This window comes from Spartobacteria bacterium UBA695 (assembly GCA_002298145.1).
Lineage (GTDB): Bacteria > Verrucomicrobiota > Verrucomicrobiia > Chthoniobacterales > Chthoniobacteraceae > UBA695.
Window position 1 is genome coordinate 81,944 of the sequence record DBMP01000010.1, and the last position, 11,898, is coordinate 93,841.

Sequence of the window (11,898 nt, forward strand, 5' to 3'; positions counted from 1 at the left end):
GGGCAAGGCTGGACGCTGTGTGGATTTTGGCTTTGCCGGGGTGGATTTTGCGCTGGGGCCGCGAGGGAAGGTCGCTGGCGAAAGCCGAAAAAAAACGCCCGGGATAGCCCAGGCGTTTTTTAAAGAATCCGCGAAACGTTTGTTTCCTAACGTTTCCCTGCGCTGCCTAGGTTTCTCCTAGTAAGCGTCGGCTTCCAGGAAGCCCTCCAACTGGCGGATACGCGTCGGGTGACGCATCTTCCGGAGCGCCTTGGCTTCGATCTGCCGGATGCGCTCGCGTGTGACTTTGAACTGGCGGCCCACTTCCTCCAGCGTGCGGCTGTAGCCGTCCACGAGGCCGAAGCGCTGTTCGAGCACCTGGCGTTCGCGTTCGGTCAGCGTGTCGAGCACGTCTTTGATCTTTTCCTTGAGGAGCACGATGGCCGTCATGTCCGACGGGTTCTCGGCACCCTTGTCTTCGATGAAGTCGCCGAAGGAGGTGTCGTCGCTGTCACCCACGGGCGACTGAAGCGAGATCGGCTGCTGGGCCATCTTGAGGACGGCCCGGACGCGCTCCACGGGGAGCTGGATTTCCTCGGCAACTTCCTCGGGGTTCGGCTCGCGGCCGTACTCCTGGACGAGCTGCTTCTGCACCCGCATCAGTTTGTTGATCGTCTCGATCATGTGGACCGGGATGCGGATCGTGCGGGCCTGGTCGGCGATGGAACGGGTGATGGCCTGGCGAATCCACCACGTGGCGTAGGTGGAGAATTTGTAGCCGCGGCGGTATTCGAATTTCTCGACTGCCTTCATGAGGCCCATGTTGCCTTCCTGGATCAAGTCGAGGAAGGAGAGGCCGCGGTTGGTGTACTTCTTGGCAATCGAGATAACCAGGCGCAGGTTGGCCTCAACCATCTCGGTCTTGGCCTTGAGCGCCTTGCGCAGCCACGATTTGAGGGACTGGTACTCGGTGGCGAATTCCTCGGGAGCCAGCCAAGTGCGGGACTGGATTTCCTTCTGCTTGGTCAGGTAGGCGTTGGCGGCTTCGGGCTTGCCGGAGTTGACGCGCTTGGCGATCTCGTCGCGCAGGAAGCAGGCGGTGCGGTACTCCTGGTCGGCGATGTTGACGAACTCCTCGGTGACTTTCTGCTTGAAGTAGAACTTCGGGTAGAGCTTCTGCAGGGCCGCGTGGGCTTTGGTAAAATCCTGGAGAGCCTTGGTCTGGCCCGGCTTGGTGGTCTGGGCCATGTAGGCCTTGTAGGTGGTGGCGGCTTCGGTGGCGGCTTTTTCGACCTGTTCGCAAAGCTTCGGCAGGGCCTTCATGTAGCGCTCGCGGCTCTCGATCTTTTTATCGAGAATGACGCGGTCGAAGCGTTCGCGGCCTTCGTTGAGCTTGCAGGCGAGGTCGAGGTAGGCGCGGGCGATGAATCCGAAGCGGTTGACGAATTTCTGGACGCTCAGCTCGGCTTCCTCGATGCGCTTGGAGATTTCCACTTCCTGCTCACGGGTGAGCAGCGGCACCTGGCCCATCTGCTTCAAGTACATCCGGACGGGGTCGTCGAGGATGTCGAGCTTGGCGTCGCTCTTGTCTTCCTCTTCCTCGTCGTCCGAGTCTTTCTTGCCGTCCTTGTAGCTGTCGACCTGGGAGGCGTCGATGATATCGATCTCCATGCCGCGCAGGCGGGTGAAGATGGCTTCCATTTCGTCCGGCTCGTTGACGCTCTCAGGGAGGGCTTCATTGAGGTCGTCGAAGGTGAGGTAGCCCTGTTCCTTCGCGAGCTTGATCAGTTCGCGGAGTTTCTCGGCCATTTCAGGTGCGTCGACGCTAAAGGCCGGGGCCGGAGTGGCCGGGCTGGCGTGCTTGGCCTCGGCTTTTGGAGCGGCCTTTGAGGGCGCGGCCTTGGCCTTGGAGGTCGCCGCCGCCTTTGGGGCGGGTTTGGCCTTTACGGGAGCCGCCGCTTTCGCCGGTACGGCTTTGGTTGAAGATGCTGCTGCGACCGCGGGTGCGTGAGCCTTACTGGCGGGGGTGGTGGGTTCGTTTTTCGCAGCCGGGGCGTGTTTAGAAGCGGGAGAAGAAGAAGTTTTCTTGGTGGTCATACCCAGGCGATTTCAGACCTTTGTGTTCAAGCCGCCCAAAATACAATTTAGGGGGAGCCGACAAAGGCCCGGTAATATGAGTAAGGGTTTAAAGGAGGTCAAGGGATTGTTTTCGAAACGCAAGATTTTTATCAGTTTGCCAGGAGGAGAATAGATGAAGCGTTTTTCATGCCGTCAGGCTCTTAAGGTGGCGAGCTGGCGCTGAATTTCCAGAACTTCTCTTTGCAAACGCACGGTTTCCTCGGGATCGAGCCCGCTTTGATGCAGGCGGGCGGTGGCAGCTTCGCGTTTTTGCTCCAGGGTGCGGCGTTCCAGGTCGCGCCAGCAGTCCGAGGCGACCCGGAGCGGGTCTTCCGGAAGGGAACGTACTTCCAGCAGCCCCGCGAGGGCGGCTTGCTCGCCGGTGTTGAGCGTGGAAAGCCAGGCGGAGACGGCGGCGGGTTCAGCGGGGTTGAGGTTCGCCTTCAGGAGCAGGACGAGCAGCTCGGCCTCGGGCAGTTCCGCGAGGAGCGCCTCCCAGGGTTGCTCCAGGAGCCACCCCCGGCCCTCCGGGGAGGTCAGGGCAAGGATGCAAAGAAGGCGCGTGGTATTGGAGAGCGCCACGGGCTCGGGAGCGGGCGGCTGTTCGGGTTCGGATGCGTCGCCGGAGGGTTCAGCATACCGGGCGGGCGCTTCTTTGACCAGGGCCAGGAAGGACTCGGGCGACATTTCGAGGCGGCTGGCAACGTTATGGACGATGGCGTCGCGCAGCACCGGGTCGGCCACGAGCGAAACGCTGGCGGCCATCTGCCGGGCAAAATTGGTCCGGCCTCGGGGCGTGGCGAATTCCGGGCTGGCCGCGCCGCGCTCCAGCTTGTAATCGAAGAAATCCCGGGCGCCGTCGATGCGGCTGGCAAAGGCCTCGGGCCCCTCTGCGCGGATGAGCGAATCCGGGTCGTGCCCGCCGGGCATCTCAGCCACGCGAACGGACAGCCCGGCCTCCAGCAGCGGCGGTAGCGATTTTTCCGCCGCTTTCATTCCCGCCGCGTCGGCGTCAAAACAGAGAACAACGTCGTCCACGTAGCGCTTGAGGACCCGGGCGTGCCGGGCGGTGAACGCGGTGCCCTGGGCGGCGGTCACATTGGTTACTCCGGCCTCGAAGGCGGTGATGAGGTCGATCTGCCCCTCCAGCACGATGGCGGTTTTCTTGTCGATGAGCGCCCGTTTCGTTTTGTGAAGGCCGAAGAGCACCTTGCCTTTAATAAAGATGGGCGTTTCGGGCGAATTGACGTACTTGCCGCCAAAGGCCTCGGCGCTCAAGACGCGGCCGCTAAAGGCGATCACCTGGCCGATGTCGTCGCAGATCGGGAACATCAGGCGGTCGCGGAAGCGGTCGTAGAGATCCCCGATCCGGCGCTCCTGGTCGTCTTTCTTAAAGGTGACAAGCCCGCTGGCGATCAGTTCGTCGTCGCGGTAGCCGTTGGCGCGCGCCCAGCGGGTGAAGGCGTCCCAGGCGTCGGGCGAATAACCGAGGTTCCAGTCCTTGGCCACTCCGGAATTGAGCCCGCGCCCTTTGAGGTAATCCCGGGCATGCTGCGCGGACTGGCTGCGCAGGAGCTGCTTGTGAAACCACTCAGCCGTGGCGGCGTGAAGTGACAGAAGTCGCGTTCGCAGAGACTGTTCCGCGAGTTCTTCCGTAGAAAGCGGTTCATCTTCCACACGGATTCCGGCCCGGGCTCCGAGGCGTTTGACGGCTTCAGGAAACGTCAGGTTCTCGTAAAGCTGGACAAATTTGATCACCCCGCCGCCCGCGCCGCACCCGAAGCACTTGAAGGTCTGCCGGGCGGGATTGACGTTGAAAGAGGGCGTTTTCTCCTGGTGAAAGGGGCAGCGGGCCTTGTAGGCCGATCCGGCACGCTTGAGCGGGAAATAGCCTGAAATCACGTCAACGATGTCATTCGCCTGGGCGATTTGTTCGATGAGGTGTTCGGGAATCATAGAGGGAAGCCCTCACCTTAGGGGGCGTCGGGGAAAACATCAACATTCGGAATTGCCCCGGGACGGCCTTTGGGGCCATGATCAGGGTGCGCCTTATATAAAAGAGCGCCCTTTATGCTCCAATACCTTTCCATAGCCCTTGGCGGGGCCCTGGGGACCCTGGGCCGCTTCTGGCTCTCCGGGTTCGTTGCGGAGCGAGCCGGGACGACCTTTCCGCTCGGCACGCTGCTCGTCAATATCAGCGGCTGCCTGGTGATCGGCTTTTTTTCCACCCTGACCGCTCCGGAGGGCCGTTTTATGGTCAGCCCCACGCTCCGGGAGTTCGTCATGCTCGGCATCTGCGGCGGCTACACCACCTTTTCATCCTTCAGCCTGCAAACGCTCACCCTGGCCCGCAACGGGGAATGGCTGGCGGCGGGAGCCAACACGGTGCTCTCGGTCGCCCTCTGTTTCGCGGCAGTTTGGCTGGGGCACGTCCTGGCACTCACCATTAACCGCTCCTAAACCCCATGGATCCACTTCCTCAGGAATCGATGCTCCTGCGCATCTTCATCGGCGAAAGCGACCGGGCTGGCCACCGGCCCCTGTATGAGGAGCTCGTTATGAAGGCGAGGGAACTCCACCTCGCCGGAGCTACGGTATTGCGGGGATCGCTCGGCTTCGGAGCCTCCAGCCGGGTGCACACGGCCAAGATATTGCGGCTCTCCATGGACCTGCCGATCGTGATCGAGATCATCGACAGCAAGGAAAAGATCGAGTCGTTTCTCCCGATCCTGGACCAATACCTCAAGGGCGGAATCGCCACCCTGGAGCCCATCCAGGTGCTGCATTACCGCTCCAGCAGCGAGGCCTAAAAAGGTCGATCCTTCGCTCTGCGAACTACCTGGCGTAAAAAGCTTCGCACCACGAACTACCTGAACCGGCTATCACGTTCAATGTCCGGGGTGTCATACACCGATTTTGGGTGAAAAATGGCATTATGGAATAGGGGACTTACATACACCCACAGAGGAGAATTCTTGATTTCTTGCGTCGGATGCTTCGCAGGGCAAACTACCCATTCACAGGCCTCTGAAAGTTATTCCCGGGCGGATATCCCGGGGGTTGGAGGGTGGGTTTGAGGCTCGGCGGGGACCGTGCGGCAGGGGTGCTGAGGGGAGCTCCAAGCGTAAGCTTAAGGAGAAGATAGCGGGCGTGATCCCAAAACGGCGCATAGCGGCATCTGCGGCGCGACAATCAACCGGCACGGAGAACGGTCGGGTCGCGGTCCGTGTGAACCGGCCATTATCCGCAAGTTACTCACAAGGCCCAAAAGCCACCCATGAACAACTCCGACGAAAACCAGCCTCCAAAGGGGAGCGTCAATTTATTCCACAACTTATTAACACCCAGGCAACCACCCCTCCCACAATCACATATCAACAACATCATACAATATATGTTATGTTAAATTGACAAACGTAGGCTTTTGCGGGTCGGCTGAATGAGGAGATTTCTGCGGTCTTTGGTGGGACTTTGCGGGCCGATAGTTCGCGGAGCGAAGCACTATGGGCAAGATCGTTCGCCCCGCGAACTAACTCGGTTAGATCCGGTCGTGGATCCCCATGACCCCGGCGTGTTCCGCGCAGTGGGCACAACAGTACACTTCGTCCCCGGCCTGCACTCCGTGGCCGATGACTCGGCACCCGCAGTGGCCGCATTCCGGGGCCAAGGCGTGAATGGCGCACTCGAAGCTGTCGAAGTGATGCACTGCACCCCCTTCGATGGCGATATCGAGCGTCCTGTCGTAATCGTTACCGCAGACTTCGCATTTCATACGCCCACAACTTCGCCCGGCTCGCTCTGTACGGGCGCATGCCGGGCCCCTCCGGGAGCGCCCGGGGAAAAAGACTTCCTCTTTGCTGGCAAAAATCTCCCGAAACTGCTCTATTCCTCGAGCGTCATGCACATTCACTCGTTTCATCATGCGCCGAGCGAGGGCCTTGGCGCGATCGCCGCCTGGGCTCAGCGCAAGGGGCACACTCTGAGCGCCACGCATTTTTACCGCGGAGAATTGCCGCCTTCCCTGGACGATGTGGACTGGTTGATCGTCATGGGCGGGCCGATGAACATCTACGAGCACCGCAACCACCCCTGGCTGGTCCCAGAAAAAGAGGCCATCGCGCAGGCCATCGCGCAAAAGAAACGCCTCCTGGGCATTTGCCTCGGCTCGCAGCTGATCGCCGACGTACTCGGCGGCAAGGTGGCTCAGAATCCGGAGGTCGAAATCGGCTGGTTCCCGATCCAGGTCGACCCGAACGCCGCCCCTGCCTTTGCCGGTTTTCCGGCCGAATTAACGCCGCTGCACTGGCATGGCGACACCTTCACCATCCCGCCCGGAGCGGTCCATGTCGCCTCCAGCGCTGCCTGCCGCAACCAGGCTTATGCTTTTGGAACGCGCATCGTCGGGCTGCAATTTCACCCGGAGGTGGAGGCCTCGGATGTGAAGGATTTCGTGCAAGCGGAGGGCGACCTGGGCAAAGGCAAATACATCCAGACCAGCACAGCCATCATCCAATCGGCTTCGCGCTACTTTCCGGCGATCCATGCCGCGCTGGAGTCGCTCCTCGACGCCATCGAGGCCACCTGATTCCCCCTACTCCCCTGCCCCGGCCAGCCCGGTTTTGGGGGGCGGTCAGGCAGCGTCCGCGCCCTCAACCGGGCAGCGGGCAAGCTGCCAGGCGTTGTAGGTATTGTGCCAGATGATGTAGAACGTCGGCCCCAGGGCGACAAGTGGGCTCACATACGTCAGCGCGATCCAGATGGTCAGCACCGTGTTCTTCTGGCCAAGGCTCTGGCTTAGCTCCCGGGAAATACCGCTCACCCCGCCCATCTTCCACCCCAGGGCGAAATTAACGGTGCAAAGCAGAATGGAGAGCGCCGCCAGCTCAGCAAGCTGCATCCAGTTGCCGTTCCACTGGGTGCGGAGGAACTGCCCCGCGTTGGAGGTCAGGACAAAGAGCACGCTCACCCAGAGGTAAAACGAGGCCTTCCGGTAACGCAACAGGCGGCGGGTAAGATCCGGAGCCCCCCAGCGGAACGCCTGGGCCAGCAGCAGCGGCACCAGGATGACGAGCACCGTCTGCTTGAGAAAAGGCGCGGTCTCAATCGAGAAATTTGCCCCCAACAGCCACGGCAGCGCCAGGGGAAAAAGCACCCCGGCCGCAACATTGGTCACCAGCACCGAACCGGCCACGAACTCCACCCGGCCCCCGAGCATCCCGGTGATCACCGGAGAGGCCGTCGCCGTCGGGGTCAGCCCGATGAGCAGCGCCGCAAAAGCCAGCTCGCGGTTGAACGGGAGAAGCAGGCGCCAGGCAGCCAGGCCCACCGCCCAGTTCAGAGCCAGGAGCAGCAGGTGCTCGCGGCGAAACCCCACCGGGCGGATATCAAGGAAAGCTATCCAGAGCATCCCCATGATGAAATAGGGCACCAGGAAATAGAGAAAATGGGCGGAAGGAACGGCCAACCCGAGAAAAATGGCCCCCATTAGGGTGGCCGTGCGCTGCAAACTCTGACTCATTATGCCCCCAGCAACTCACGGATCGCCCCCGATAGAAAGCAAAAAACCGGGCGGCAAGGTTTGGCCGCCCGGTGGACATAGCCCAAGGTTAAGGCTTCGCTGCCGGAGCCGCCGGAGAGGAACCCGGCCCCGTGCCACCCTGCATCGGGTGTTTCTTCATCCACTCCATCATCTTCTGCTGGTGCTCCTCCATGTCAGCCAGCCAGGTCTTGCGCTGTTCCATGGCCTTATTGATCACCGCCTCCATGGCGTCGATCTTTGCCGGTCCCTTGGCTGCATTCATGGCCTTAACCAAGTGGTCAAGCTCGGCATTTTGTGCCTTGAACTTCTCCACCGCCTTCTGATGCCACTCCATCATGTTTCCCCCACGGCCTAGCATGGGACAACACGATGAGCCGGTTGCCTGCGGTTCCTGGGGGGCCTGCGCCCAGAGGGTTCCGGCCGAAGCCACCATCATGATGCCAACGAATTTAATGAGTTTCATGCACTCCCCAATTCGCATCCTCCTCCCGGGACGGCTGGAACTTTGCCTTCCGGTTGCGCCTTAAAAAAAGGGGGGCTTAAGTATGCTTGCGCCGATGCTGGCGCAGCGCCATCACCGTGGCGCGGTCCCGGCAATGTCTGGCATAGGCTTCCCGAAGAATCTGGGCAATGGTCCGCTTGCGGTTCTTCCTCTTCTCAGTCGCGATCATAAATAGAGAAACGGTTCAACAGCTTTCGCTTGATGTCAAATAATGCTAGGCTCGCTTCCATGGCATTCCCATGACGCGCTGGTGACACTCCAGTGAACAACTTGTCACCGAATTGTCACCCCGGCGTCACGAGGCCGTCACACCCCTGCGCGATACCTATGGAGGCCCATGAAACATTATCGCACCGCGTGGATTTCAGACCTTCACCTCGGCACTAAAGATTGTGCCGCCGAGTCCGTCATGGCGTTTCTGAGGGATCACGAGTTTGACACCCTTTACATCGTCGGGGACCTGATCGACGTCTGGTCGCTTCGCCGGGGCATCTACTGGCCCCAACTGCACAACGACGTCATCCAAAAGCTGCTCCGCGCCGGGCGCAAGGGGGCCCGGGTGGTCTACATTCCCGGCAATCACGACGAATTCATTACCAGCTACGTCGGCAACTACGGCGCGGTGGAGATCGTCCCGAGCATCATCCACGAGACCGCCGACGGCCGCCGCCTGCTGGTTTTCCACGGGCACGAACTCGACACCGTGGTGCAGAACGTCAAGTGGCTGGCCTACGTGGGCGACCTCGGCTACCAAGCCCTGCTCCGGCTCAATGCCCCGGTCAACTGGGCCCGGCGGCACCTGGGGCTCGGCTACTGGTCGCTCTCCCTGGCCGTGAAGCGGAACGTGAAAAACGCCGTTTCGTTCATCGGGGAATTTGAAAAAGCCGTCATCCGCTACGCCCAGGCCGACGGCGTCCACGGCGTCGTTTGCGGGCACATCCACTCGCCCATGATCCGGAAAATCGACGAAGTGGAATACTACAACTGCGGCGACTGGGTGGAGAGCTGTTCGGCGCTGGTCGAGGATTTTGACGGCCGCATCGAGCTGCTCACCAATCTCCACGTCGACAACCGCCACGCCCAGGCCCCTGCGCAGCCGCCTGCGAGCTCCACGGCAGTCGAGGCGGCCTAATCCCGGAACACCACCGAGCGGTTGCCGTTGATCAGCACCCGGTCCTCCACGTGGTAGCGCACCCCGCGCGAAAGAGCCATCCGCTCGCAATCACGCCCCAGGCGCAGCAGATCGTCCGGCGTATGGAAGTGCTCCACGCGGATCACCTCCTGGTCGATGATCGGCCCGGCGTCGAGTTCGGCAGTGGCGTAGTGGCACGTCGCCCCGATGAGCTTCACCCCGCGCGCATAGGCCCGCTTATACGGGTTGGCCCCCGCGAAGGAGGGCAGGAACGAGTGGTGAATATTGATCACCTTCCCGTGCCAGGCTTTGCAGAACTCGGCGGGAAGAATCTGCATGTAGCGGGCCAGCACCAGCAGATCGGCCTCGGCCTCGCAGAAAAGCGCCTCCATTTGCGCGAAAGCCGCCTCCTTGGTCTCCGGCGTTACCGGAACGCACACAAATTTCAGCCCCTCGCGCTCCACCACCGGGCGCAGATCCTCATGGTTGGAGACAACGAGCGGGATCTCGATCGGCAGCTCACCCGAGCGCCAGCGCCAGAGCAGATCGACCAAACAGTGGTCGAGCTTGGAAACCAGGATCACCACGCGCACCTTCTGCTTGCTCTCGCGCAGCGTCCAGCGGGCCTCCAGATCGCTCGCCAGCGGGGTGAACGCTTTTTTCAGCGCCGGGAGATCGAGCGCCAGGCTCTGGGAATCAATAGCCAGCCGCGCGAAAAACCACTTCCCGATGGCATCGGTGAACTGATTGACCTCCAGCAGGTTCCCGCCATGGTAAGCGATGAAACTGGTCAGCCGTGAAAGCAACCCCACCCGGTCGGGACACGAAATCTTCAAAAGCGTCTGCGGCATAAAACTCCTTTCTAACCTGCCACGGTCCATCCGGCAAGCTACTACCATTTTCAAGCTTCGCTCCCAGCCTTGTGCGGAGGTATAATATAGGGCGCTATGTCACTGACACCCTCCACCATGCGTCCCCTGGGGAGCCCAGCTCCCGACTTTGCCCTCCCAAACGTCGAAAACGGCGAGATCTTCACCCTGGCGAACTTCGCTGGCTTCCCCGCGCTACTCGTCATCTTCCTCTGCAACCATTGCCCCTACGTGGTCCACGTTCAGGCGGAGCTCGCCCGCATCGCCAAGGATTACCCCGTCATCCCCCTCGTCGGCATCACCTCGAATGATGTTGCAGAATACCCGCAGGATTCCCCCGCAAAAACCTCCGAACTAGCCCGGCGGCTTGGCTTCCCCATCCTCTACGACGAGACCCAGGCCGTCGCCCACGCCTATGACGCCGCCTGCACCCCTGACTTTTTCCTCTTCGACGCCGAGCGCAAGCTTGTCTACCGGGGCCAGCTCGACGCCACCCGCCCCGGCCACGGCACGCCCGATGGCCGCGACTTGCGGGCTGCGCTGGACGCCGTGCTAGGAGGTCACCCCGTCGAGGCGAACCAGATCCCCAGCACCGGCTGCAACATCAAGTGGAAGACAGCGTAAACTTCTGCTAGAACCTTCGGTCCCATGCAATCCACCATCGTCCCCGTCCCGCTCGGCGAGCGCGCCTACAACGTCCTCATTGGCGAAACGATCCTCCCGCAACTGGGCGAAAAAATCGCCGCCGAACCCGGTCTGGAAAAGCTCGGCAAACGCTGCGCCGTCATCACCGACAGCCACGTGGCCCCGCTCTACAGCGGCCCCGCCATGGCCAGCCTGAAGGCGGCGGGCTACGAGCCGACGCTCATTACCGTCCCGGCGGGCGAGACCAGCAAGGCACTCAGCATGGTGGAGCGCGTGTGCGATGCCATGATCGCTGCCGGGCTCGACCGCAGCTCTTGGATCGTGGCGTTGGGCGGCGGCGTCGTGGGCGATCTGGCGGGCTTCGTGGCCTCCATCTACTACCGGGGCATCCCGTTCGTCCAAGTGCCGACCACCGTAATTTCCCAGGTCGACAGCGCCGTGGGCGGCAAGACCGGCGTGAACGCCAAGGGAGGCAAAAACCTGATTGGCGCCTTTCATCAGCCCCGGTTCGTACTGGTTGACGTCGTGACGTTGGCGAGCCTGCCGCCGCGCGAATTCAACGAAGGCGTCGCCGAGATCATCAAACACGCCGCCATCGCCGACCGCGACCTTTTCGCCCCCCTCGCCTCCCCCAACCTGCAAAACGACTCCGCCACCCTGGTGAGCGTGATCCGGCGCAACGTGGAAATTAAAGCCGGTATCGTCTGCCAGGACGAGCACGAGACCAAGGGCCTCCGGGCGCTCTTAAACTTTGGCCACACCGTCGGCCATGCCATCGAAAACGTCGCGGGCTACGGGCGCTTTCTTCACGGCGAGGCCGTCAGCCTGGGGCTCGTCGCCGCGGGGCAGCTCTCCGTCGCCAAGGCCGGGCTCACCCCAGAGGAAAACCAAACAATTCTCTCCGCGCTGGCTCACTACCGCCTGCCGCTCACCCTGCCGCCCGATCTCCCCACTTCCGCCTTGGTCGACGCGCTGCGAAAGGACAAGAAATTTGCCCAGGGGCAGGTCCGCTTTGTCCTCTGCCCGAAGCTTGGCGAGGCGTTTGTCTCCAAAGACGTGACCTTCGAGGAAATCCGCGCCGCCATCGAAGCCTTACGGTAGGGACGCTGCCAGG

At 61.6% G+C, this 11,898-nt stretch carries 13 protein-coding genes; 6 read left to right on the forward strand and 7 right to left on the reverse strand.

Features of this window, described 5'->3' with window-relative positions; genetic code table 11:
• Positions 1-177: 177 nt before the first annotated feature.
• The gene (gene rpoD / locus B2828_RS05275; RefSeq protein ID WP_479632651.1) at positions 178-2,076 is read right to left on the reverse strand and encodes an RNA polymerase sigma factor RpoD; all 1,899 of its coding nucleotides are present in this window, start codon (positions 2,074-2,076) and stop codon (positions 178-180) included.
• Positions 2,077-2,250: 174 nt separating this feature from the next.
• Positions 2,251-4,053: a DNA primase gene (dnaG, locus tag B2828_RS05280; RefSeq protein WP_479632652.1), complete on the reverse strand. Its 1,803-nt coding sequence runs from the start codon at positions 4,051-4,053 to the stop codon at positions 2,251-2,253.
• A gap of 114 nt (positions 4,054-4,167) precedes the next feature.
• Between dnaG and crcB the strand changes: the two genes are divergently transcribed.
• The gene (crcB, locus tag B2828_RS05285) at positions 4,168-4,557 is read left to right on the forward strand and encodes a fluoride efflux transporter CrcB (protein ID WP_479632653.1); all 390 of its coding nucleotides are present in this window, start codon (positions 4,168-4,170) and stop codon (positions 4,555-4,557) included.
• Positions 4,558-4,562: 5 nt separating this feature from the next.
• Positions 4,563-4,907: a DUF190 domain-containing protein gene (locus B2828_RS05290; RefSeq protein ID WP_479632654.1), complete on the forward strand. Its 345-nt coding sequence runs from the start codon at positions 4,563-4,565 to the stop codon at positions 4,905-4,907.
• A gap of 728 nt (positions 4,908-5,635) precedes the next feature.
• Here the strand turns inward: B2828_RS05290 and B2828_RS05295 are convergent.
• Positions 5,636-5,869: a hypothetical protein gene (locus B2828_RS05295; RefSeq protein ID WP_479632655.1), complete on the reverse strand. Its 234-nt coding sequence runs from the start codon at positions 5,867-5,869 to the stop codon at positions 5,636-5,638.
• Positions 5,870-5,995: 126 nt separating this feature from the next.
• Here B2828_RS05295 and B2828_RS05300 point away from each other — a divergent pair, with 126 nt between their 5' ends.
• Positions 5,996-6,682, forward strand: a complete 687-nt coding sequence (locus B2828_RS05300) for a type 1 glutamine amidotransferase (RefSeq protein ID WP_479632656.1) — start codon at positions 5,996-5,998, stop codon at positions 6,680-6,682.
• Between the two features lie 45 nt (positions 6,683-6,727).
• Here B2828_RS05300 and B2828_RS05305 read toward each other — a convergent pair whose 3' ends face one another.
• From B2828_RS05305 to B2828_RS05315, 3 genes are all read right to left on the reverse strand, one after another.
• On the reverse strand, positions 6,728-7,615 hold the full coding sequence (locus B2828_RS05305) for a bile acid:sodium symporter family protein (RefSeq protein ID WP_479632657.1): 888 nt from the start codon (positions 7,613-7,615) through the stop codon (positions 6,728-6,730).
• Positions 7,616-7,703: 88 nt separating this feature from the next.
• Positions 7,704-8,099: a hypothetical protein gene (locus B2828_RS05310; RefSeq protein WP_479632658.1), complete on the reverse strand. Its 396-nt coding sequence runs from the start codon at positions 8,097-8,099 to the stop codon at positions 7,704-7,706.
• 76 nt (positions 8,100-8,175) lie between these two features.
• Complete coding sequence (locus B2828_RS05315) at positions 8,176-8,307, reverse strand: hypothetical protein (protein WP_479632659.1); 132 nt, start codon at positions 8,305-8,307, stop codon at positions 8,176-8,178.
• 168 nt (positions 8,308-8,475) lie between these two features.
• On the opposite strand from B2828_RS05315, the gene B2828_RS05320 reads away from it, so the two are divergent.
• Positions 8,476-9,270, forward strand: a complete 795-nt coding sequence (locus B2828_RS05320; RefSeq protein ID WP_479632660.1) for a UDP-2,3-diacylglucosamine diphosphatase — start codon at positions 8,476-8,478, stop codon at positions 9,268-9,270.
• Here the strand turns inward: B2828_RS05320 and purU are convergent.
• Positions 9,267-10,121, reverse strand: a complete 855-nt coding sequence (purU, locus tag B2828_RS05325; protein WP_479632661.1) for a formyltetrahydrofolate deformylase — start codon at positions 10,119-10,121, stop codon at positions 9,267-9,269. The genes B2828_RS05320 and purU overlap by 4 nt on opposite strands.
• A gap of 96 nt (positions 10,122-10,217) precedes the next feature.
• On the opposite strand from purU, the gene B2828_RS05330 reads away from it, so the two are divergent.
• On the forward strand, positions 10,218-10,763 hold the full coding sequence (locus B2828_RS05330; RefSeq protein WP_479632662.1) for a thioredoxin family protein: 546 nt from the start codon (positions 10,218-10,220) through the stop codon (positions 10,761-10,763).
• 24 nt (positions 10,764-10,787) lie between these two features.
• Positions 10,788-11,885 (forward strand): 3-dehydroquinate synthase, encoded by a 1,098-nt coding sequence (gene aroB / locus B2828_RS05335; protein WP_479632663.1) that lies wholly within the window; start codon positions 10,788-10,790, stop codon positions 11,883-11,885.
• Positions 11,886-11,898: the final 13 nt, after the last annotated feature.